21 protein-coding genes are annotated in these 23028 nt (G+C 68.0%); 1 reads left to right on the top strand and 20 read right to left on the bottom strand.

What is annotated here, in order from left to right:
• Window positions 1–21: 21 nt before the first annotated feature.
• From rplW to rpsL, 12 genes are all read right to left on the bottom strand, one after another.
• Complete coding sequence (gene rplW, locus ACZ4K2_RS14305) at window positions 22–441, bottom strand: 50S ribosomal protein L23 (protein WP_145886671.1); 420 nt, start codon at window positions 439–441, stop codon at window positions 22–24.
• Entirely contained in the window at window positions 441–1094 is a 654-nt protein-coding gene (gene rplD, locus ACZ4K2_RS14300; RefSeq protein WP_145886673.1) for a 50S ribosomal protein L4, read from the bottom strand. The genes rplW and rplD overlap by 1 nt, the downstream gene beginning before the upstream one ends.
• Before the next feature lie 8 nt (window positions 1095–1102).
• Window positions 1103–1747: a 50S ribosomal protein L3 gene (gene rplC, locus ACZ4K2_RS14295; protein WP_005481233.1), complete on the bottom strand. Its 645-nt coding sequence runs from the start codon at window positions 1745–1747 to the stop codon at window positions 1103–1105.
• A 16-nt stretch (window positions 1748–1763) separates the two neighbouring features.
• Window positions 1764–2072, bottom strand: a complete 309-nt coding sequence (rpsJ, locus tag ACZ4K2_RS14290) for a 30S ribosomal protein S10 (RefSeq protein ID WP_003948644.1) — start codon at window positions 2070–2072, stop codon at window positions 1764–1766.
• A 445-nt stretch (window positions 2073–2517) separates the two neighbouring features.
• Complete coding sequence (locus ACZ4K2_RS14285; protein ID WP_467476963.1) at window positions 2518–3054, bottom strand: hypothetical protein; 537 nt, start codon at window positions 3052–3054, stop codon at window positions 2518–2520.
• Window positions 3054–3281 (bottom strand): hypothetical protein, encoded by a 228-nt coding sequence (locus ACZ4K2_RS14280; protein ID WP_467476959.1) that lies wholly within the window; start codon window positions 3279–3281, stop codon window positions 3054–3056. Before ACZ4K2_RS14280 ends, ACZ4K2_RS14285 begins: the two co-directional genes overlap by 1 nt.
• On the bottom strand, window positions 3278–4636 hold the full coding sequence (locus ACZ4K2_RS14275) for a hypothetical protein (protein WP_467476957.1): 1359 nt from the start codon (window positions 4634–4636) through the stop codon (window positions 3278–3280). Before ACZ4K2_RS14275 ends, ACZ4K2_RS14280 begins: the two co-directional genes overlap by 4 nt.
• Window positions 4637–4648: 12 nt before the next feature.
• On the bottom strand, window positions 4649–5020 hold the full coding sequence (locus ACZ4K2_RS14270) for a hypothetical protein (RefSeq protein ID WP_467476955.1): 372 nt from the start codon (window positions 5018–5020) through the stop codon (window positions 4649–4651).
• 194 nt (window positions 5021–5214) lie between these two features.
• Entirely contained in the window at window positions 5215–6408 is a 1194-nt protein-coding gene (tuf, locus tag ACZ4K2_RS14265) for an elongation factor Tu (protein ID WP_467476952.1), read from the bottom strand.
• A 160-nt stretch (window positions 6409–6568) separates the two neighbouring features.
• Complete coding sequence (fusA, locus tag ACZ4K2_RS14260; RefSeq protein ID WP_467476949.1) at window positions 6569–8695, bottom strand: elongation factor G; 2127 nt, start codon at window positions 8693–8695, stop codon at window positions 6569–6571.
• A gap of 39 nt (window positions 8696–8734) precedes the next feature.
• The gene (rpsG, locus tag ACZ4K2_RS14255; RefSeq protein ID WP_003974303.1) at window positions 8735–9205 is read right to left on the bottom strand and encodes a 30S ribosomal protein S7; all 471 of its coding nucleotides are present in this window, start codon (window positions 9203–9205) and stop codon (window positions 8735–8737) included.
• Between the two features lie 2 nt (window positions 9206–9207).
• Window positions 9208–9579 carry a 30S ribosomal protein S12 gene (gene rpsL / locus ACZ4K2_RS14250; protein WP_003948652.1) on the bottom strand — a complete coding sequence of 124 codons (372 nt, stop codon included), beginning with the start codon at window positions 9577–9579 and terminating at the stop codon, window positions 9208–9210.
• A gap of 729 nt (window positions 9580–10308) precedes the next feature.
• On the opposite strand from rpsL, the gene ACZ4K2_RS14245 reads away from it, so the two are divergent.
• Complete coding sequence (locus tag ACZ4K2_RS14245) at window positions 10309–10470, top strand: hypothetical protein (RefSeq protein WP_467476947.1); 162 nt, start codon at window positions 10309–10311, stop codon at window positions 10468–10470.
• A 53-nt stretch (window positions 10471–10523) separates the two neighbouring features.
• Here the strand turns inward: ACZ4K2_RS14245 and ACZ4K2_RS14240 are convergent, their stop codons facing one another.
• The 8 genes from ACZ4K2_RS14240 to ACZ4K2_RS14205 all read right to left on the bottom strand — a co-directional run bounded on the left by ACZ4K2_RS14240 (window position 10524) and on the right by ACZ4K2_RS14205 (window position 23011).
• Window positions 10524–14423 carry a DNA-directed RNA polymerase subunit beta' gene (locus ACZ4K2_RS14240; protein ID WP_467476944.1) on the bottom strand — a complete coding sequence of 1300 codons (3900 nt, stop codon included), beginning with the start codon at window positions 14421–14423 and terminating at the stop codon, window positions 10524–10526.
• Between the two features lie 100 nt (window positions 14424–14523).
• Window positions 14524–18009 (bottom strand): DNA-directed RNA polymerase subunit beta, encoded by a 3486-nt coding sequence (gene rpoB, locus ACZ4K2_RS14235; protein WP_467476942.1) that lies wholly within the window; start codon window positions 18007–18009, stop codon window positions 14524–14526.
• 589 nt (window positions 18010–18598) lie between these two features.
• On the bottom strand, window positions 18599–18982 hold the full coding sequence (gene rplL / locus ACZ4K2_RS14230) for a 50S ribosomal protein L7/L12 (protein ID WP_467476939.1): 384 nt from the start codon (window positions 18980–18982) through the stop codon (window positions 18599–18601).
• A gap of 116 nt (window positions 18983–19098) precedes the next feature.
• Window positions 19099–19629: a 50S ribosomal protein L10 gene (gene rplJ / locus ACZ4K2_RS14225; RefSeq protein ID WP_467476938.1), complete on the bottom strand. Its 531-nt coding sequence runs from the start codon at window positions 19627–19629 to the stop codon at window positions 19099–19101.
• Between the two features lie 501 nt (window positions 19630–20130).
• Window positions 20131–21051: an SCO4651 family lipoprotein gene (locus ACZ4K2_RS14220; protein ID WP_467476937.1), complete on the bottom strand. Its 921-nt coding sequence runs from the start codon at window positions 21049–21051 to the stop codon at window positions 20131–20133.
• Window positions 21052–21214: 163 nt separating this feature from the next.
• A complete protein-coding gene (rplA, locus tag ACZ4K2_RS14215) occupies window positions 21215–21940 on the bottom strand; it encodes a 50S ribosomal protein L1 (protein ID WP_467476935.1) in 726 nt (241 codons plus the stop codon).
• Window positions 21941–22037: 97 nt separating this feature from the next.
• On the bottom strand, window positions 22038–22472 hold the full coding sequence (gene rplK, locus ACZ4K2_RS14210) for a 50S ribosomal protein L11 (protein ID WP_003998857.1): 435 nt from the start codon (window positions 22470–22472) through the stop codon (window positions 22038–22040).
• A 131-nt stretch (window positions 22473–22603) separates the two neighbouring features.
• Window positions 22604–23011 carry a hypothetical protein gene (locus ACZ4K2_RS14205; protein WP_467476931.1) on the bottom strand — a complete coding sequence of 136 codons (408 nt, stop codon included), beginning with the start codon at window positions 23009–23011 and terminating at the stop codon, window positions 22604–22606.
• Window positions 23012–23028 lie beyond the last annotated feature (17 nt).

Here is a 23028-nt window from a genome sequence, read left to right as displayed (position 1 = left end):
ATATCGGACGATCCGACCCGCTTACGCGGTCGGACCGCCGAAGATGTCGATACGGTCGCCCTCGGCGAGGGTCACGATCGCGCGCTTGCTGCCGGCACGCTGACCGAAACCGGTCTTCGTGCGCTTGCGCTTGCCCTGGCGGTTGATCGTGTTGACCCCGGTGACCTTGACCGAGAAGACCGCCTGGACGGCCTGCTTGATCTGGGTCTTGTTGGCGTTCGGGTCGACGATGAACGTGTACTTGTTCTCGTCGAGGAGCGCGTAGCTCTTCTCGGAGACGACCGGCTTCAGCAGGACGTCACGGGGGTCCGTGTACGACTTGCTCAGCGGGGTCTCGACGGTGTTCTTGCCCTCGGTGGCGTGGCGACGCGCCTTGGCGACGCGCGCGGCCTTGGCCGCCTTGGCGGCCTTCGAGGCAATGCTCGGGTGACGCGTAGCCATCAGGCTTCGCTCCCTTCGGTGTCAGCGGCCTTGGGGCCAGACACGAAGGACTCGAAAGCGGCCTGGGTGAAGACCACGTCGTCCGAGACGAGAACGTCGTACGTGTTCAGCTGGCCCGGCTCCAGGATGTGGACCTGGGGCAGGTTGCGGGCGGACAGCCACGCGGCCTCGTCGGCGCGGTCGACGACCAGGAGCAGGTTCTTGCGCTCCGAGATCTTGCCGAACAGCGACTTGGCGGCCTTCGTGGACGGGTTCGCGCCCTCGACCACGCCGGAGACGACGTGGATGCGGTTGTGGCGCGCCCGGTCGGTGAGGGCGCCGCGCAGGGCGGCGGCCTTCATCTTCTTCGGGGTGCGCTGCGAGTAGTCACGCGGCTGCGGGCCGTGCACGACGCCACCACCGGCGAACTGCGGCGCGCGGGTCGAGCCTTGGCGGGCGCGACCGGTGCCCTTCTGGCGGTACGGCTTCTTGCCACCACCACGGACTTCGCCACGGGTCTTGGTCTTGTGCGTGCCCTGACGGGCAGCGGCCAGCTGCGCGACGACGACCTGGTGGATCAGCGGGACGCTGACCTTGGCGTCGAAGATCTCCGCGGGGAGCTCGACGGAACCGGCCTTGTCGCCCGCCGGCGAGAGGATGTCAACAGTGCTCATCGGTTACCTCAGGCCCCCTTGGCCGCGGTGCGGACCAGGACGAGGCCGCCGTTCGGACCGGGAACCGCGCCCTTGATGAGCAGCAGACCCTTCTCCGCGTCAACGGCGTGGACGGTCAGGTTCTGGGTGGTGACCCGCTCGTTGCCCATACGACCCGCCATGCGGAGGCCCTTGAACACGCGGCCCGGGGTGGCGCAGCCACCGATGGAACCGGGCGAGCGGTGCTTGCGCTGGGTGCCGTGTCCGGCGCCGAGGCCCTTGAAGTTGTGACGCTTCATGACACCGGCGAAGCCCTTGCCCTTGCTCTTGCCGGTCACGTCCACCTTGACGCCCGCCTCGAAGACCTCAGCGGAGATCTCCTGGCCCAGCGTGTACTCGGAGGCGTCCGCGGTGCGGATCTCGACGAGGTGGCGGCGGGGGGTGACGTCGGCCTTCGCGAAGTGGCCCTTGAGGGGCTTGTTCACCTTGCGCGGGTCGATCTCGCCGAAGGCGATCTGGACGGACTCGTAGCCGTCGACATCGTTCGTACGGACCTGGGTGACGACGTTGGGGCCGGCCTTGACGACGGTGACCGGAACAACACGGTTGTTCTCGTCCCACACCTGCGTCATGCCGAGCTTCTCGCCCAGGATGCCCTTGATCTGCTTAGCCATTCTCAGCCCACCAGCCTCAGAGCTTGATCTCGATGTCGACACCGGCCGGGAGGTCGAGTCGCATCAGAGAGTCAACGGTCTTGGGGGTCGGGTCGAGGATGTCGATCAGGCGCTTGTGCGTGCGCATCTCGAAGTGCTCGCGCGAGTCCTTGTACTTGTGCGGCGACTTGATGACGCAGTACACGTTCTTCTCAGTGGGCAGCGGCACCGGGCCCGCGACCGACGCACCAGTGCGGGTCACCGTCTCGACGATCTTCTTCGCCGAGGAGTCGATGACCTCGTGGTCGTAGGCCTTGAGCCGGATGCGGATCTTCTGTCCCGCCATGGCTACTCAGTAGTCCTGTCTCTTCTAACGCTCCGGAACCCGGCGGATTCCTGCTGCTGCCCTTGCTCCTCCGACCCACGCGGTCGGGTGTGTCGCGCTCCCGCTGACACAGATGTCCCTTGTTCGGACATCCCTGCAGGAATGCGCACGGCCCTTCCGGAAACCGCGGACCGGGGACCTCGGGCCCACCGGGTGCCTGGCCGGTGCCGCGCTCACACTTCCCGGAAGATTCCCGTACGTCCGCCCCAGTGCTGCCCGAGGGCAGTTAGGACGACGAGTACTGTGGGACTCGCTTCCGGTCCTCCCGGCGGGAGGCGCGCAGCATCAACACTCGACCGAGCAACTCGGACAGTCTGCCATACGGTGCGCCCTGTCCGCCAATCGAGTCGAAGAGATTACCCCGAAGGTGACGTAGGTCAAACCGCCGAGCCCCGCGCCGCGCACCTCAGGAACACCCCAGGGTCCCGACGGTGGCGGGGAAGTAGGCCCGCATGAACCGTTCGATGTCCCTGCGGTGCGACTGATCCGTGAGCTTGATCCGCGGCAACTGGAGGGTGAGGGTGAAGTAGCCGCCGCGCTTGGTTTTGCAGGGGGCCTCGGCGAGTGCGCCATCGCTGCCGACGACTGCTCTGTACTGGAAGTCGATGGGCCGAGGAGCGGTTACGCGGGACACCGATCCGGTCTCTTCCGCCATGTACTTGAAGTCCACAGGGCCAGTCGTCCACCAGAAGTGCAGGTTCATGATCGGCCTGTTGTCCGTCAGCAGTACGCAAGGCGCTGACACCGCGTCCAGCCGGTCGACCCTGTTGTATTCACGGAGGTCGCGCCCCGTACGGATGAGTTGCCGGGTGAGGTCGGGATCGACGGACGTGCCGCAAAGTGCGCCCGGCAGTGCGGGCTCGGCGTCGTGGGCGCACGCCAGTGTCAGTGCCAGCAGTGAGGCGACGGCACTCGCCGCCGCAAACGACCTGCGTGCGCTCACTACCGCTGTCCCGAGAGACCGGAGGTGTGAGCGGCACCACTCTCCGCCGCTTCGTTGATCTGCGCTCCGGACGCGAAACGCCCTTGCTCCCCCAGGGCACGCGTCCTGATCCACTCATTCGACAGAGCCATCAGCTGGCCGTTCCTTCGCTGGTAGTGCTTGATGTTCTCTTCCGCCCGCTCCTCCCCCCGCCGCTTCTCCTCGTCCTCCAGCCATTTGTCCGTCACGTAGTCGAAGCCCTCCTGGACGTCGTCGGCGGCGACCGGGATGAAGCTGATCGCCTTGTCGAAGAGGGGCTTGGCCTCGGGTCGTCCGCGTCGGGCCCCGCCGGGTACACCGTGGACGTGGGCGTCTGGTGCACGTGCAGCGTGACGTTCCAGTCCCGCTCCGCCATCAGGTACCTCATGTGCGCGTCCGCGGAGAGGTAGTGCGCCGCCGTGGCCGGGTCCCGGCTCATGAGGCCCAGCGCGCCGTCCACCGGGTCGTTGGCGAACCAGCCCCCGTGCCGGCCGGCGTAGTCGCCCTTCAGCCGCCAGATCCCCGGCCGGCTCCGCTCCGTGGCGATCAGGTCGTCGGTCAGGTCCTCCAGCATGCCCGGCGCGTACCCGTGCCCCGCCCGCATCAGCGTCACCAGCGACTGGTAGCCCACCGCCCGGTCCAGCCGCGCCCCCTGCACCCGGGTGGCGTACCGTTCGGCGCCCGCGTGCCGCAGGTCGGCCCGCCAGTTCCGGTACCACTGCGAGTCGGTGTCCCGGGTGGCCGTGGCCAGGGAGTCGGCCAGCCCGGACTCGATGCGCGACCAGGACCGCGGGCCCGCGCCGTCCGGTCCGCCGGCGTGCAGCAGGTCGCCGAGCCGGTTGGCCAGCCGGACGGTGCCGGCCGCGCCCAGATCCGTCAGCAGGGTCCGGGCGAACGCCTCGTCCCCCGCGTTGTCCCGGAACAGGCGCTCCAGTTCCGCGCGCTCCCGCGCCGACAAGGCCGCACCCCGGGCCAGCCTCGCCAGGATGCGGTCCGCCGCCAGCGCCTCGTACGCCTCGACGTCGCCCACCGCGCGGCCGTTGAAGCCGCGGCTCCCGGCCGGGCCGCCCGTGTCGGCGACCGCCGCCCGCAGCGCGGTCCTGACCCCGGCGTCGGCGTCCCCGACGTCCCGTACGGCACGGTCGATGCGGTCCTGCCAGGAGCGCGGCGCCCGCCCGCCGGTCCCCCCGGCCGCCGCGCCGGGGTCCGCCGAGACGAGGCCGCCGTCCGACACCCGCAGCCCCGCCTCCAGTGCCTCCCGGCGCACCGCCGTCAGCCGGGCCCGCAACTCGGTGAACCGGTCCTGCGCGTCCCGCAGCAGCGCGGCGACCGCCCTCGCCTCGGTCTGGGCGTGCGCGTACTCCCGCAGCGTCACGGCGAACCGCCCGTGCGCCGCCTCCGCGCTCATGCCCGCCCAGGAGACGGGGGCCGCCGAGACGGCGTGGACGTCCCTCCGGTAGGAGCGCTCGTGCTTCTCGAACTCCCCCGCCATGCCCTCCCAGCGCTCGGCCGCGGTGGCGAGCGCGCCCAGGTCGGCGGTCATGATCTCGTGGTACGTCGGCATGCCCGGCCGGCCTCAGTACCGGTCCAGCGCGGACAGCCCGCGCAGCGCGCTCCCTGCGGCGATGTCGGCGCCGGTCAGCACCGTGTTCGCGGCGCGCAGCGCGTCCCGCTCCGCGCCCAGCCGGTCCAGCAGGTTCGCGACCTGGCCGGTCCAGGCCTCGTGGGCCGCGTGCAGCGCCCCGGCGGCCAGCCAGCCGTCGCCGTCCCGCGCGCCGAGCGCCCGCACCGCCGCGGCGGTCTGCTCGCCGGCCCACGCCCCGGCCGTACGGGTGCCCGGTTCGATGTGCTCCTCCAGGGCCCTGGCCGCCGCGCGTTTCACGGCCGGCACGGACGTCAGACCGCTCCTCGCTCCGAAGGCCCCGTACGGGCCCGTCACACCGTCCATCACCGCTCCTCACCGCCGCCTCGGCCGTCGCCCCGGCCGCCGAGACCTTCAACCGGTGCGCGCCGCTTCCCGTCACGGTGTGTTCCGCGGTGCCGGGTTGACGCGCCCCGGGGCCCGGGAACGCCGAAGAGGCCCGTACGACGGAGTGTCGTACGGGCCTCTCCTAGGTCAGAGGACCTCGAAGCAAGCGGAACTTACTTCGTGATCTTGGTGACCTGGCCGGCGCCCACGGTGCGGCCACCCTCACGGATGGCGAACTTCAGGCCCTCCTCCATGGCGATGGGCTGGATGAGCGCCACCGACATCTCGGTGTTGTCACCCGGCATGACCATCTCGGTGCCCTCGGGGAGGGTCACGACGCCGGTCACGTCCGTCGTACGGAAGTAGAACTGCGGCCGGTAGTTGTTGAAGAACGGCGTGTGGCGGCCACCCTCGTCCTTGGACAGGATGTAGGCCTGGGCCTCGAACTCGGTGTGCGGGGTGACCGAGCCCGGCTTGATGATGACCTGGCCGCGCTCGACGTCCTCGCGCTTGATGCCACGGAGGAGCAGACCGACGTTCTCACCGGCCTGGCCCTCGTCGAGCAGCTTGCGGAACATCTCGATGCCGGTGACCGTGGTGGTGGTCTTCTCGGTCTTGATGCCGATGATGTCGACGGTCTCGTTGACCTTCAGGACACCACGCTCGATACGGCCGGTGACGACCGTACCGCGACCGGTGATCGTGAAGACGTCCTCGATCGGCATGAGGAACGGCTTGTCGACGTCGCGCTCCGGCTGCGGGATCGACTCGTCGACGGCCTTCATCAGGTTGAGGACGGAGTCCACCCACTCCTGCTCGCCCTCGAGGGCCTTCAGAGCGGAAACCTTGACGACCGGGACGTCGTCGCCCGGGAACTCGTACTCGGAGAGGAGCTCACGGACCTCGAGCTCGACGAGCTCCAGGATCTCCTCGTCGTCCACCATGTCGGCCTTGTTCAGGGCGACGACGATGTACGGGACGCCGACCTGGCGGGCCAGGAGCACGTGCTCCTTGGTCTGCGGCATCGGGCCGTCGGTGGCGGCGACCACCAGGATCGCGCCGTCCATCTGCGCGGCACCGGTGATCATGTTCTTGATGTAGTCCGCGTGACCCGGGCAGTCGACGTGGGCGTAGTGACGCGCCTCGGTCTGGTACTCGACGTGCGCGATGGAGATGGTGATACCGCGCTGGCGCTCCTCGGGCGCCTTGTCGATGTTGTCGAACGGGGTGGCCTCGTTCAGGTCCGGGTACGCGTCGTGCAGCACCTTGGTAATGGCGGCCGTGAGGGTCGTCTTACCGTGGTCGATGTGACCGATGGTGCCGATGTTGACGTGCGGCTTAGTCCGCTCGAACTTCGCCTTCGCCACTGGGGTCCTCCTGTGGAGTGGTTCTGTACGCCTTACTTCATCGGCGCCAGGTGATCTTTGCTGTTAAGGCCCGGAACCGGGGGCAGACATCCGAGTGGGTTTACGGCTGTTTGCCCCATGAGGCTCCGGAGTCAAGCCTAAAGCGTGGAAACGCGGTGCGTTACTCGCCCTTGGCCTTCGCGATGATCTCCTCGGCGACGTTCCGCGGAACCTCGGCGTAGGAGTCGAACTGCATCGAGTAGCTTGCGCGACCCGACGTCTTGCTGCGGAGGTCGCCGACGTAGCCGAACATCTCCGACAGGGGCACGAGGCCCTTCACGACGCGGGCACCAGCCCGCTCCTCCATGGCCTGGATCTGGCCACGGCGGGAGTTGATGTCGCCGATGACTTCACCCATGTAGTCCTCGGGCGTGGTGACCTCGACGGCCATCATCGGCTCCAGGAGCACGGGCGAAGCCTTGCGCGCGGCCTCCTTGAAGGCCTGCGAGCCGGCGATCTTGAAGGCGAGCTCGGAGGAGTCGACCTCGTGGTAGGCGCCGTCGTGGAGGATGACGCGCACGCCGGTCATCTCGTAACCGGCGAGGATGCCGAACTGCATGGCCTCCTGCGCACCGGCGTCGACCGAAGGGATGTACTCCTTCGGGATGCGACCACCGGTCACCTTGTTCACGAACTCGTACGACGTGTCGCCGCCCTCGATCGGCTCGATGCCGATCTGCACCTTCGCGAACTGACCGGTACCACCGGTCTGCTTCTTGTGCGTGTAGTCGACGCGCTCGACGGCCTTGCGGATCGTCTCGCGGTAGGCCACCTGCGGCTTGCCGACGTTGGCCTCGACCTTGAACTCGCGCCGCATCCGGTCGACCAGCACCTCGAGGTGAAGCTCGCCCATACCGCCGATGACGGTCTGGCCGGTCTCCTCGTTGGTGTGCACCTGGAAGGAGGGGTCCTCCTCCGCGAGACGCTGGATGGCGACACCCAGCTTCTCCTGGTCACCCTTGGACTTGGGCTCGATCGCGACCTCGATGACCGGCGCCGGGAAGTCCATGGACTCCAGGATCACCGGGTTCTTCTCGTCGCTGAGCGTCTCACCGGTGGTGGTCTGCTTCAGGCCCATGACGGCGACGATGTCGCCGGCGCCCACCGACTCGATCTCCTCACGCTTGTTGGCGTGCATGCGGTAGATCTTGCCGATGCGCTCCTTGCGGCCCTTGACGGAGTTCAGCACGGCGGTGCCGGACTCCAGGCGGCCGGAGTACACGCGGACGAAGGTGAGCTTGCCGAGGTGCGGGTCGCTCATGATCTTGAACGCCAGCGCCGACAGCGGCTCCTCGTCGGACGGCTTGCGCCTGACGATCGTCTCCGGGTCCTTGACGTCGTGGCCCTCGATGGCCTCGATGTCGACCGGCGACGGCAGGTAGCGCACGACCGCGTCGAGCAGGGGCTGGACACCCTTGTTCTTGAAGGCGGTGCCGCAGAACACGGGAGTGACGGTGGTGCCGCCGCTCTTGCCGGACGCGATGGTGATACGACGGATCGCGGCGTACAGCTGCTCCACGGAAGGCTCCTCGCCCTCCAGGTACAGCTCCATGATCTCTTCGTCGTTCTCGGCCACGGCCTCGATGAGCTTGCCGCGGTACTCCTCGGCAGCCTCGGTGTGCGTGTCCGGGATGTCGACGATGTCGTACATCTCGCCCTTGGTGGCCTCGGCGGACCACACGAAGGCCTTCATCGTCACCAGGTCGACGACGCCCTTGAAGTCCGCCTCGGCACCGATCGGCAGCTGCATCACGATCGGCTGCGCGCCCAGGCGGTCGACGATCATGTCGACGCAGCGGTGGAACTCGGCACCGGTGCGGTCCAGCTTGTTGACGAAGCAGATGCGCGGCACGCCGTAGCGGTCCGCCTGACGCCACACCGTCTCGGACTGGGGCTCGACACCGGCGACGCCGTCGAACACCGTCACGGCACCGTCGAGCACGCGCAGGGAGCGCTCCACCTCGACGGTGAAGTCGACGTGACCCGGGGTGTCGATGATGTTGATGGTGTGATCGACATCTTCGAGCGGCCAGTGACAGGTGGTGGCAGCAGAGGTGATCGTGATGCCACGCTCCTGCTCCTGCTCCATCCAGTCCATGGTGGCAGCGCCGTCGTGGACCTCACCGATCTTGTAAGACACACCGGTGTAGAACAGGATCCGCTCGGTGGTGGTCGTCTTGCCCGCGTCGATGTGGGCCATGATCCCGATGTTGCGGACCTTGGCCAGGTCAAGTGAAGTGGTAGCCATAAGGCTTCAGTCTTCTCTCGGTCTCGATGTGGGTAGCGACTACCAGCGGTAGTGCGCGAAGGCCTTGTTGGACTCGGCCATCTTGTGCGTGTCCTCGCGCTTCTTCACAGCGGCACCCAGGCCGTTGGAGGCGTCGAGAAGCTCGTTGAGCAGACGCTCGGTCATGGTCTTCTCGCGACGGGCGCGGGAGTAACCGACCAGCCAGCGCAGCGCGAGCGTGTTGGCACGACCGGGCTTGACCTCGATCGGGACCTGGTACGTCGCACCACCGACACGGCGGGACTTGACCTCGAGGGTCGGCTTGATGTTCTCCAGCGCGCGCTTCAGCGTGATGACCGGGTCGTTGCCCGTCTTCTCACGCAGACCCTCCATGGCACCGTAGACGATGCGCTCGGCGGTGGAGCGCTTGCCGTTCAGCAGCACCTTGTTGATGAGCGACGTCACCAGAGGAGAACCGTAGACCGGGTCGATGATGACCGGGCGCTTCGGGGCGGGGCCCTTACGAGGCATTCTTACTTCTCCTTCTTGGCGCCGTAGCGGGAACGGGCCTGCTTGCGGTTCTTGACACCCTGGGTGTCGAGGGAGCCACGGATGATCTTGTAGCGAACACCCGGCAGGTCCTTCACACGGCCGCCGCGCACGAGCACGATGCTGTGCTCCTGCAGGTTGTGTCCCTCACCCGGAATGTAGGCCGTGACCTCGATGCCGCTGGTGAGACGCACACGTGCGACCTTACGCAGGGCCGAGTTCGGCTTCTTCGGGGTGGTCGTGAACACACGCGTGCAGACGCCACGACGCTGAGGGGAACCCTCGAGTGCGGGCGTCTTGTTCTTCTCGACCTTGTCCTGCCGGCCCTTACGGACCAGCTGCTGGATCGTAGGCACTACTTCTCCGGTTTCTGTGTGCCGATAGGTACAGCTAACCTGGAACGCCACCGACCCACGCGGTCGGGTGTGTCGAATCCGCCAGACTCTCGCCGCGAGGCGAGAAGGGCGCGAATCACGGTGGCCGATCGCGGCTCGCCATGCGGTTAACAGGCACGCACAGGAGCCAGGGCACACCCCAGGCACAAGGTCTGAGCGTACCTACCTCATCCGCTGTGGTCAAAACAAATGGGGTCCGGGCGCTCCGGGGTGCACAGGTGGCCGAACCGCTGTACCCTTCGCGGCCCGCCCACCGGCGATCCGTGCCGGTGCCGCCCGGCCGATCGTCGCCCCTTCACCCTACGTAGGTTGGCTCGTCGCGTCGGGAAGGGCTCAGGGGGCGGGATGACCAGCCGACCGAGAGCGGCACCAGTTCGCCGACGCCCTGCCGGACCCCGTGCCGGGCTCCCCCGCCGCAGGCCGCCTCGACGACGACCGGATTCCCCCGGGCGGCGCCCTCCACGTCCTTCTCCGGGCCTGCGAGCAGGCCGAGGGACCCCACGACCCTCCGCTCCTCCTCGGCCGGTACGCACGGGCGCTCGACGCGGCCGAGCGGGCCTCCACCTCGTCGCCTTAGGCGCTGCCGGCCGACCGGACGACGAGCGACACACTGCCCGGCCGGTTCGCCTGGCGGGTGCTGCGCCGGCTGGCCGTACGGGCGGGCGCCGGTCCGGTGGCGCGGCGGTCCTGGTGACCGGCCTGCCGGGCGCCGCCGTGGCCGCGGCGGCCACGGCGACCCACGGGCTGGTGTTCCTGCCCCTCGCCACCCCGTACCTCCGGCTGCTCGATTCCCACCCTGACGTGCACACCCGCCTCCACCGCCTGCGGGCGCACCTGGAGAACCGGCGCTGAAACGCCGAAGGGCGGCCACTCCCATCGGAGTGACCGCCCCTCGGACTGCCCGCTTACTGGTTGTACGGACCGTAGTCGTAGTCCTCCAGCGGAACGGCCTGGCCGGAGCCCGTGCCGAACGGCGAGTAGTCGATGTCGTCGTAGCCGACGGCCGAGTACATCGCGGCCTTGGCCTCCTCGGTCGGCTCGACCCGGATGTTGCGGTAGCGGGACAGACCCGTACCGGCCGGGATGAGCTTACCGATGATGACGTTCTCCTTGAGGCCGATGAGGCTGTCGGACTTGGCGTTGATCGCCGCATCCGTCAGGACTCGGGTCGTCTCCTGGAAGGAGGCGGCCGACAGCCAGGACTCCGTCGCCAGCGAGGCCTTGGTGATACCCATCAGCTGCGGACGACCGGAGGCCGGGTGACCGCCCTCCTGGACCACACGACGGTTCTCGGTCTCGAACTTCGAGCGCTCGACCAGCTCGCCGGGCAGCAGCTCGGCGTCGCCGGACTCGATGATCGTCACGCGGCGGAGCATCTGCCGGATGATGATCTCGATGTGCTTGTCGTGGATCGACACACCCTGCGAGTTGTAGACCTTCTGGACCTCGCCGACCAGGTGGACCTGGACGGCACGCTGGCCCAGGATGCGCAGCACGTCGTGCGGGTTGGTGGCACCCACGGTGAGCTGCTGGCCCACCTCCACGTGCTCGCCCTCGCGGACCAGGACCTTGGCGCGCTTCGAGATCGGGAACGCCGTCTCATCGCTGCCGTCGTCCGGGGTGACGACGAGCTTCTTGGTCTTCTCGGTCTCCTCGATCCGCACGCGGCCGGAGGCCTCGGAGATCGGGGCGACACCCTTCGGGGTACGGGCCTCGAAGAGCTCGACGACACGGGGCAGACCCTGGGTGATGTCGTCACCGGCCACACCACCGGTGTGGAAGGTACGCATCGTCAGCTGGGTACCGGGCTCACCGATGGACTGGGCGGCGATGATGCCGACCGCCTCACCGATGTCGACCAGCTTGCCGGTGGCCAGCGAACGGCCGTAGCACATCGCGCAGGTGCCGACGGCGGACTCGCAGGTCAGGACCGAGCGGGTCTTGACCTCCTCGACGCCGGCCTTGACCAGCTGGTCGATGAGGACGTCACCGAGGTCGACGCCCGCCGGGGCGAGCACCTTGCCGTCCACGACGATGTCCTCGGCGAGGCAGCGCGCGTACACGGACGTCTCGGCGTTGTCCGCCTTGCGCAGGACGCCGTCGGCGCCACGCTCGGCGATGGCCAGCTTGAGGCCGCGCTCGGTGCCGCAGTCCTCCTCGCGGATGATGACGTCCTGCGAGACGTCGACCAGACGACGGGTGAGGTAACCCGAGTCGGCGGTACGCAGGGCGGTGTCCGCCAGACCCTTACGGGCACCGTGCGTGGAGATGAAGTACTCCAGCACGGACAGGCCCTCACGGAACGAGGCCTTGATCGGACGCGGGATGGTCTCGTTCTTCGCGTTCGACACCAGACCGCGCATACCCGCGATCTGCCGCATCTGCATCATGTTTCCTCGGGCACCCGAGTCGACCATCATGAAGATGGGGTTGGTCTTGGGGAAGTTCTCGTTCATCGCCTCGGCGACCTCGTTGGTCGCCTTGGTCCAGATCGCGATGAGTTCCTGCGTGCGCTCTTCCTTGGTGATCAGACCGCGCTCGTACTGCTTCTGGACCTTCTCGTCCTGCGCCTCGTAGCCGCGGACGATCTCCTTCTTCGCCTCGGGGACGACGACGTCGGAGATGGCCACGGTGACACCGGAACGGGTCGCCCAGAAGAAGCCGGCCGCCTTCAGGTTGTCGAGCGTCGCCGCCACAATGACCTTGGGGTAGCGCTCGGCCAGGTCGTTGACGATCTCGGAGAGCTGCTTCTTGCCCACCGAGTAGTCGACGAACGGGTAGTCCTCGGGCAGCAGCTCGTTGAAGAGCGCGCGGCCCAGGGTGGTGCGCAGGCGGAACGAGTCACCCTGCTGCCACTCGGGCTCGCCCTCCTCGCGCGTCGGCGGGGTCCAGCCGCGCGGCGGGATGGTGCCCACCGGGAAGCGGATGTCGATCGGCGACTGCAGCGCGAGCTCGCCGGCGTCGAACGCCATGATCGCCTCGGCCGTGGAGCCGAACGCGCGGCCCTCGCCCTTGGTGTCACGCAGCTCGCCGTCGGTGGTGAGGAAGAACAGACCGAGGACCATGTCCTGGGTCGGCATCGTCACCGGGCGGCCGTCGGCCGGCTTGAGGATGTTGTTCGAGGACAGCATCAGGATGCGGGCCTCGGCCTGCGCCTCCGCGGACAGCGGCAGGTGCACGGCCATCTGGTCACCGTCGAAGTCCGCGTTGAACGCGGTGCAGACGAGCGGGTGGATCTGGATGGCCTTGCCCTCGACGAGCTGCGGCTCGAAGGCCTGGATGCCGAGGCGGTGCAGGGTGGGAGCACGGTTCAGCAGGACCGGGTGCTCGGCGATGACCTCTTCGAGGACGTCGTACACGACCGTGCGGCCGCGCTCCACCATGCGCTTGGCGCTCTTGATGTTCTGCGCGTGGTTCAGGTCGACCAGGCGCTTCATCACGAACGGCTTGAAGAGCTCCAGCGCCATGGCCTTGGGCAGACCGCACTGGTGCAGCTTGAGCTGCGGGCCGACGACGATGACGGAACGCGCCGAGTAGTCGACTCGCTTGCCGAGCAGGTTCTGCCGGAAACGACCCTGCTTGCCCTTCAGCATGTCGCTGAGGGACTTCAGCGGGCGGTTGCCCGGGCCGGTCACCGGCCGGCCGCGGCGGCCGTTGTCGAAGAGGGCGTCGACCGCCTCCTGGAGCATCCGCTTCTCGTTGTTCACGATGATCTCGGGGGCACCGAGGTCGAGCAGGCGCTTCAGGCGGTTGTTGCGGTTGATGACGCGGCGGTACAGGTCGTTCAGGTCGGAGGTCGCGAAGCGGCCACCGTCGAGCTGCACCATCGGACGCAGGTCCGGCGGGATGACCGGGACGCAGTCCAGGACCATGCCCTTGGGGCTGTTGGACGTCTGCAGGAACGCGGAGACGACCTTCAGCCGCTTGAGGGCACGGGTCTTCTTCTGGCCCTTGCCGGTGCGGATGATCTCGCGGAGGCGCTCGGCCTCCTCGTCGAGGTCGAAGGACTCCAGGCGCTTCTGCAGCGCCGCGGCACCCATCGAGCCGTCGAAGTAGGTGCCGAAGCGGTCGCGCAGCTCGCGGTAGAGCAGCTCGTCGCCCTCCAGGTCCTGGACCTTGAGGTTCTTGAACCGGTTCCACACCTCGTCGAGGCGGTCGATCTCGCGCTGCGCGCGGTCGCGCAGCTGCTTCATCTCGCGCTCGGCACCCTCGCGCACCTTGCGGCGCACGTCGGCCTTGGCGCCCTCGGCCTCCAGCTCGGCCAGGTCGGTCTCGAGCTTCTTGGCGCGGGCCTCGAGGTCGGCGTCGCGGCGGTTCTCGACCTGCTGGCGCTCGACGGAGACGTGCGCCTCCAGGGAGGGCAGGTCGCGGGTGCGGCGCTCCTCGTCGACGTACGTGATCATGTACGCCGCGAAGTAGATGACCTTCTCCAGGTCCTTCGGGGCGAGGTCCAGCAGGTAGCCCAGGCGGGACGGGACGCCCTTGAAGTACCAGATGTGGGTGACGGGCGCGGCCAGCTCGATGTGGCCCATCCGCTCACGGCGCACCTTGGCGCGCGTGACCTCGACGCCACAGCGCTCGCAGATGATCCCCTTGAAGCGGACGCGCTTGTACTTGCCGCAGTAGCACTCCCAGTCCCGGGTCGGACCGAAGATCTTCTCGCAGAAGAGTCCGTCCTTCTCGGGCTTCAGGGTGCGGTAGTTGATGGTCTCGGGCTTCTTGACCTCACCGTGGCTCCACTGACGGATGTCGTCAGCGGTGGCCAGGCCGATCCGGAGCTCGTCGAAGAAGTTGACGTCGAGCACTATGCGTCAATCCCTCTCAGGGTCGAAAGTCTGTGGTCTGAAACGGGGGCCTGGGGGTCGGCGGGGGCCCTCCTGGATGAGGGCCCGCGCCGGACTCCCGTCAGACCTCTTCGACGCTGCTCGGCTCGCGCCGGGACAGGTCGATGCCGAGCTCCTCCGCAGCGCGGAAGACGTCCTCGTCGGTGTCGCGCATCTCGATGGACATGCCGTCCGAGGACAGCACCTCCACGTTGAGGCACAGGGACTGCATTTCCTTGATGAGCACCTTGAAGGACTCGGGAATGCCGGGCTCGGGGATGTTCTCGCCCTTGACGATGGCCTCGTAGACCTTCACGCGGCCGGTGACGTCGTCGGACTTGATGGTCAGCAGCTCCTGGAGGGCGTACGCGGCGCCGTAGGCCTCGAGGGCCCACACCTCCATCTCGCCGAACCGCTGGCCACCGAACTGGGCCTTACCACCCAGCGGCTGCTGGGTGATCATCGAGTACGGACCGGTCGAGCGGGCGTGCAGCTTGTCGTCGACCAGGTGGTGCAGCTTCAGGATGTACATGTAGCCGACCGAGATCGGGTCCGGGAACGGCTCACCGGAGCGGCCGTCGAACAGCCGCGCCTTGCCGGACGGGAGCACCATGCGCTCGCCGTCGCGATTCGGGATGGTGTGCTGCAGCAGACCCGCCAGCTCGTCCTCGCGGGCACCGTCGAAGACCGGGGTCGCGACGTTGGTGCGCGGGGCGACCTGGTCGGCACCGATGACCTGGAGGCGCTGGGCCCACTCGTCCGCGAGGCCGGAGACGTCCCAGCCGCGGCTGGCGAGCCAGCCGAGGTGGATCTCCAGGACCTGTCCCGGGTTCATCCGGGACGGCACACCCAGCGGGTTGAGGATGATGTCGACCGGGGTGCCGTCCTCCAGGAACGGCATGTCCTCGATCGGCAGGATCTTGGAGATGACGCCCTTGTTGCCGTGGCGGCCGGCGAGCTTGTCACCGTCGGTGATCTTGCGCTTCTGCGCGACGTAGACGCGGACCAGCTGGTTCACGCCCGGCGGCAGCTCGTCGCCCTCCTCGCGGTCGAAGACGCGCACGCCGATGACCTTGCCGGTCTCACCGTGCGGCACCTTCAGCGAGGTGTCGCGGACCTCACGGGCCTTCTCACCGAAGATCGCGCGGAGCAGGCGCTCCTCGGGGGTCAGCTCGGTCTCGCCCTTCGGGGTGACCTTGCCGACGAGGATGTCGCCGGCGATGACCTCGGCGCCGATGCGGATGATGCCGCGCTCGTCGAGGTCGGCGAGGACCTCCTCGGAGACGTTCGGGATGTCCCGGGTGATCTCCTCGGGGCCGAGCTTGGTGTCACGGGCGTCGACCTCGTGCTCCTCGATGTGGATCGAGGAGAGGACGTCGTCCTGCACGAGGCGCTGCGACAGGATGATCGCGTCCTCGTAGTTGTGACCCTCCCACGGCATGAACGCCACGAGCAGGTTCTTGCCGAGGGCCATCTCACCGTTCTCGGTGGCCGGGCCGTCGGCGAGGACCTGGCCCTCGATGATCCGGTCGCCCTCGTTGACGACGACCTTCTGGTTCACCGAGGTGCCCTGGTTGGACCGGGCGAACTTGTGCAGGCGGTACGTGATGTACGTGCCGTCGTCGTTGGCGGTGGTGATGTAGTCCGCGGAGACCTCCTGGACCACACCCGCCTTCTCGGCCTTGACGACGTCGCCGGCGTCGACGGCGGAGCGGTACTCCATGCCGGTGCCGACGAGCGGCGCCTCGGACTTGATGAGCGGAACGGCCTGGCGCATCATGTTCGCGCCCATGAGGGCGCGGTTGGCGTCGTCGTGCTCCAGGAACGGGATCATGGCGGTCGCGACCGACACCATCTGGCGCGGCGAGACGTCCATGTAGTCCACGTCCTCGGGGCCGACGTAGTCGACCTCGCCGCCGCGGCGGCGGACCAGGACGCGGCTCTCCTCGAAGCGGAGCTCGTCCGTCAGCGGCGCGTTGGCCTGCGCGATGACGAAGCGGTCCTCCTCGTCGGCGGTCAGGTAGTCGACCTCGTCGGTGACCTGGCCGTCGATGACCTTGCGGTACGGGGTCTCGACGAAACCGAACGCGTTGACCCGGCCGTAGGAGGCGAGCGAGCCGATCAGACCGATGTTCGGGCCTTCGGGCGTCTCGATCGGGCACATGCGGCCGTAGTGCGAGGGGTGCACGTCACGGACCTCGAAGCCGGCCCGCTCACGGGACAGACCACCCGGGCCGAGCGCGGACAGACGACGCTTGTGCGTCAGCCCGGACAGCGGGTTGTTCTGGTCCATGAACTGCGAGAGCTGGCTGGTGCCGAAGAACTCCTTGATGGAGGCGACGACCGGCCGGATGTTGATCAGGGTCTGCGGCGTGATCGCCTCGACGTCCTGGGTCGTCATCCGCTCGCGGACGACACGCTCCATACGCGCCAGACCCGTGCGGACCTGGTTCTGGATGAGCTCGCCGACGCTGCGCAGACGGCGGTTGCCGAAGTGGTCGATGTCGTCGGTCTCGACGACGATCGAGTCACCGCTGTCGCCGACCGTCTCGGTCTCGCCGGCGTGCAGCTGCACCAGGTACTTGATCGTCGAGATGATGTCCTCGACGGTCAGGATGCCCGCGTCCAGCGGAGCGTCGGCGCCCAGCTTCTTGTTGACCTTGTAGCGGCCGACCTTGGCGAGGTCGTAGCGCTTCGGGTTGAAGTAGAGGTTCTCCAGCAGCGTCTGCGCGGCCTCGCGCGTGGGGGGCTCGCCCGGACGCAGCTTGCGGTAGATGTCGAGCAGCGCGTCGTCCTGGCCCTGGGTGTGGTCCTTCTCCAGGGTGGCGCGCATCGACTCGTAGTCGCCGAACTCCTCGAGGATCTGCTCGGTCGTCCAGCCGAGCGCCTTCAGCAGCACGGTGACCGACTGCTTGCGCTTGCGGTCGATGCGGACACCGACCATGTCGCGCTTGTCGATCTCCATCTCCAGCCAGGCACCCCGGGACGGGATGATCTTGGCGGAGAAGATGTCCTTGTCGGACGTCTTGTCGATCGAGGAATCGAAGTAGACACCGGGGGAACGGACCAGCTGCGACACCACGACGCGCTCGGTGCCGTTGATGACGAAAGTGCCCTTGTTCGTCATGAGCGGGAAGTCGCCCATGAAGACCGTCTGGGACTTGATCTCACCGGTCTCGTTGTTGGTGAACTCGGCGGTGACGAAGAGCGGGGCAGCGTACGTGAAGTCGCGCTCCTTGCACTCGTCGATGGAGTTCTTCGGCGGCTCGAAGCGGTGGTCCCGGAACGTCAGGGACATCGACCCGGAGAAGTCCTCGATCGGGGAGATCTCCTCGAAGATCTCCTCCAGACCGGACTTGGTGGGGACGTCCTGACCGTTCTCCAGAGCCTCCTCGACCCGACTCTGCCAGGCGGTGTTGCCGAGCAGCCAGTCAAAGCTCTCGGTCTGCAGCGCGAGCAGGTTCGGAACCTCGAGAGGCTCCTTGATCTTTGCAAAGGAAATGCGCAGCGGGGCGGTGCTGGCGCCGTTGTTCGTATTCGCGGTCGAGGCGTTGCGCGAGGCGGCCAAGAGGGGGTCCTTCCGAGGGCTCGGACTCACTACGCGCGTACCGGTCCCTACCCATGCACAGCGTGGAAACCCCGGGTCAGGGTGCTTCGGTCGACTGTGCTCGAGTGAGGGCAGACCCCTGGTGACGGGCAGGGGGCAGCTAACAGGCAGCGCAAAGGGTCAGTGTAGCCACTTGGCACACTGATGTCCAGCGCGGGTTTTCGAAGACCCTCGTTGTGCTCAACGCCTCTCTCAACGCTCTTGGCCTGCTGCCCTCAACGCACGTTGATACTGCCCTCTTCGTCGTCGATCCATGCCTCGGATTCGGATCCTTGTGACGACGCGTCCTGAGAATTGCGCGCTGCGTGCGGTTCGTCAAGGCCCCCCTGCCCGAAGCAGGCCCGTCCGGTGGCACAACGAAGATCACCATACCCCTCGCCGTGGCGAGCGCAAGGCAACCGCGGTCGGTCCCCGGATACGCCGAAGAGCGACCACCCGGATGGATGATCGCTCTTCGATGCGTTCGCGTTACAGCCCGGGGGCGCCGGTTCCCGGCGCCCCACGAGACCGCGTTCCACGCGTGTCCGGGCCCGAGGGGCCCGGAGGGGTGTTACTTGACCTCGACGGAGGCGCCGGCGCCCTTGAGGGACTCGGCGGCCTTCTCGGCGGCTTCCTTGTTGACCTTCTCGAGGACCGGCTTCGGGGTGCCGTCGACGAGGTCCTTGGCCTCCTTCAGACCCAGCGAGGTCAGCTCACGCACGACCTTGATGACCTGGATCTTCTTCTCGCCGGCACCGGTGAGGATGACGTCGAACTCGTCCTTCTCCTCCTCGGCCGGGGCGGCGGCGGCCGGGCCGGCCGGGCCGGCGACGGCGACCGCGGCGGCGGCGGTGACGTCGAACTTCTCCTCGAAGGCCTTCACGAACTCGGAGAGCTCGATGAGGGTCATCTCCTCGAACTGGGCAAGCAGCTCGTCCTGGGTGAGCTTCGCCATGATGGCGGTCCTTCCACTCGATCGGCAGGTGCCGGATGTACTGGGTAAGGCGGGCGTACGTCGGCCCGCTGCGACCCCGGCCGCGTCAGGCGGCAGGGATCAGAAAGCGAGCCGAATTACTCGGCACCGCCCTGCTCGGCCTGCTTGGCGCGCAGCGCGTCCACGGTGCGGACGAGCTTCGACGGCAGCGCCTGGAAGAGCGAAGCAGTCTGGGACTGCTTGCCCTTGAAGGCACCGGCCAGCTTGCTGAGCAGAACCTCGCGGGACTCGAGGTCCGCAAGCTTCTTGATCTCGTCGGCGGACATCGCCTTGCCATCAAGGACGCCGCCCTTGATGACGAGATTCGGGTTGTCCTTGGCGAAGTCACGGAGACCCTTCGCCGACTCCACCGGGTCACCGGTGACGAAGGCGACGGCCGTCGGACCAGCGAAGAGCTGGTCGTCCAGCGTGATCCCGGCCTCGTTGGCCGCAATCTTGGTCAGCGTGTTCTTCACCACGGCGTACTGGGCGTTCTCACCGAGCGACCGGCGCAGCGTCTTGAGCTGCGCCACGGTGAGACCGCGGTACTCGGTCAGCACGGCGGCGTTGGAGCTGCGGAACTTGTCCGTCAGCTCCGCAACCGCGGCAGCCTTGTCGGGCCTCGCCATAGAGCCTCGGCCTCCTTCCGGGTGATTCGGACCGCGCGGACCCGAAGGAGGACTGGGCAAACGAAACGCCCCGGCGCAGGCGCACGGGGCGGACTCGACCGGCCGTACACGCGCGGGACGCGCACTCCGGGAGTTCTTCCACAGTCACCTGCGCGGGTCGTCCACTTTTCAGCGGATCCTTCGGCCACCGCACCCTCGTTGGAGAGCGTGGCAACGACCAGCGGTCTTTGGCTTCTCCAAGAGAGTACGGGACCGTGCCGCCACGGAGCAAATCGGCCCGCGCCGGGCCGTGTGCGGGGCCCGGGGAGCGACCCGCGGGCGTGGCCGCGCGACGACGCCCGGGGCAGGGCGGGACTGTCGCCGGAGCCCCGGCAGGGGGCCGCTGGGGGCATCGCGGCGGTCCCCCGGGGGCCGGACCGTCACAGCCCCGCCCGCCCGTGTACGCGACGCGGGCGGGCGGGGCTGCGGGCCTCCCCGGGGTCACCGGGGTGGGTGCGGGGTTCAGGAGACGGTGCCGGTGCCCGTACCGCCCGACGCGGCGCCGCTGGACTTCATCAGCTTCGCGAAGTCCTCGGTGTCACCGGCCGGCGGGGCCTCGGCGGTGACCTTCACGCCGTAGTCCGTGTAGAACGTCGTGTTGGTCATGGCGCCGTTCGCCGTGTTCGCCTTCTCGGTCTTCTTGACCAGCAGGTCGTGGTCGTCGATCCAGATGTCGACGGTGTCCGTGGTGACACCCGCCTGGTCGAGCTGCTTCTTCAGCGCCGTCAGCTGCTCCGCGCTGAGGTTGCCGGACTTGCCGGCCAGGTCGGCGACGTTCACCGTGCCCGAGTAGTGCGTGGTCGAGACGCCGGATATCTTCTCCTCGCCGACCTTCTTGACGTCACCGGAGGCCAGCAGCAGCCGCACCGACTGGTTGGGCGTGGCGTTCTGGATCTGGTCCTTCATGTACGAGCCGGAGGCGCCGCCGAGCTTGGCCAGGTCGTCGTACGAGTACTTGAGCCAGTGCTTGCCGCCGGCCTGCTTGGCGAAGGTGTCGCTCATGTGCGCGTAGTAGGCGTCCGGCAGGTACCGGGCCTCCATCGACTGGGTGCCGGCCTTCTTCATCATCTCGGCCATCTTGCCGCCGGTGTACGTGATGGTGAGGTTGCCCTTGAGGCCGTCGCTCCAGGTGAGCGCGCCCTTCGCGGACATCGCCATCAGGTCGCCGACGGAGGTGGTGGAACGCACCTTGGCCGAGTCGGCCTTGTCCGTGGACTTCTCGGCGGAGCGCAGTGCGGCGATGGGGCTGACGTTCATCGTGTCCCCGCCGGCCGCCTTGCCGCCGTCCTTGCCGGAGTCGGAGGAACCGCAGGCGGCCACTCCGGTCAGCGCGGCCACCACCGCGATCGAAAGGGTCGCCCGGCGCGCGGTCGTGCTCTTCATCTAGCTCCCACCCCTATGCGTGTCCTGTGCCTGCACCGTAGTCCAGGCCACCGACAGTCGTGCGAAAGACCGCACGAAGAAAGGACGGGCCCGGAACCACTTGGGTTCCAGGGCCCGCCCTTTTCTAACGCGCCGACGCGGTCGGCCGGACTGAGCGGAGGGCTCAGACTGCGGCCGGGTCCTCCTCGACGAGGAGGTTGCGGGTGCGGTTCGGGTCGACCGGGATGCCGGGGCCCATCGTGGTGCTGATGGCGGCCTTCTTGATGTAGCGACCCTTGGCGGCGGACGGCTTCAGACGGAGGATCTCCTCCAGCGCGGCGCCGTAGTTCTCCACCAGCTTGTCGTCGTCGAAGGACGACTTGCCGATGATGAAGTGCAGGTTCGAGTGCTTGTCGACGCGGAACTCGATCTTGCCGCCCTTGATCTCGGTGACGGCCTTGGCGACGTCGGGGGTGACGGTGCCGGTCTTCGGGTTCGGCATCAGACCACGGGGGCCGAGGACGCGGCCGAGGCGGCCGACCTTGCCCATGAGGTCCGGGGTGGCGACGACGGCGTCGAAGTCCAGACGGCCCTTCGCCACCTCGTCGATGAGTTCGTCGGAGCCGACGATGTCGGCGCCCGCGGCCTCCGCGGCCGCAGCACGGTCACCGGTCGCGAAGACCAGGACCCGGGCGGTCTTGCCGGTGCCGTGCGGCAGGTTCACGGTGCCACGGACCATCTGGTCGGCCTTGCGCGGGTCGACACCCAGGCGGAAGGCGACCTCGACGGTCGAGTCGAACTTGGTCGTGGAGGTCTCCTTGGCGAGACGGACGGCCTCGAGCGGGGCGTACTGCTTCTCCCGGTCGACCTTGGCGTCCGCAGCGCGGAGAGCCTTGCTGCGCTTGCTCACAACTTGCTCCTGTGTGTTCTGAAAGGAGTCGTGGTCCGGGCCGAGCAGGCCCTCCCACGGGCGGTCGGCGACGACCGCATGACTACGGGAGGTGGGTTCAGCCCTCGACCGTGACGCCCATGGAGCGCGCGGTGCCGGCGATGATCTTCGCCGCGGCGTCCAGGTCGTTCGCGTTCAGGTCGGGCAGCTTGGTCTGGGCGATCTCGCGGACCTGCGCCTCGGTGATCTTGGCGACCTTGGTCTTGTGCGGCTCGCCGGAGCCCTTCTCGATGCCCGCGGCCTTGAGGATCATCTTCGCGGCCGGCGGCGTCTTGGTGATGAAGGTGAAGGAACGGTCCTCGTAGACCGTGATCTCCACCGGGATGACCCAGCCGCGCTGCGACTCGGTCGCGGCGTTGTAGGCCTTGCAGAACTCCATGATGTTGACGCCGTGCTGACCCAGCGCCGGGCCGACCGGCGGAGCCGGGTTGGCGGCGCCGGCCTGGATCTGGAGCTTGATGAGCCCCGTGACCTTCTTCTTCTTGGGAGGCATGCTCTCTCCGGGTCCTTGCTGAGAGGTTGACTGCCATCCGCGTCATCCGGATCCATGCCGAGCACGATCCCGACAGATGGCATACCGCACAACGATAGCTTCTGTCCCCTCGGGACAGGAAATCGCCCAGGTCAGGCGGTCGGCGCGGGGCTTTTCCGGCGTGGTCCGCGCCGTCCGTACGCGGCCGCGGCGGCCAGTGCGAGCAGGGTGAGGCCGCCCGGCACCGCGAGCAGCGCGGCGACGGTCCCCCGCCCGGTGTCCGCGGCGAGCGCGACCCGCTCCGGCTCGCCGGGTGCGGTGCGCACGTACACGGTGTCGCCCTCGGAGCGCCCGCCCGCGCGCGTGCCGAGCGGGAGGCCGGCGGTCACCCGCTCCCCCGCGTGCGGGTAGGTCACCGTGCAGCCGCCGAGGAGGCAGGTCCCACCGGTCCCGCCGTGGAAGGTGGCCGCGGTCGGTTCCGCGCCCCGCAGTTCGGTGCGCAGCCAGACCGCTGGGACGAAGACGGCGTACGCCAGTGCCAGCAGCGCCAGGGCGGCCACCGTGACGACGGTCGCGG

Source organism: Streptomyces sp. NPDC025833, from assembly GCF_055558055.1.
Note: the sequence above shows the minus strand (reverse complement) of the source record. Positions and strands in the feature narration are given on the sequence as shown.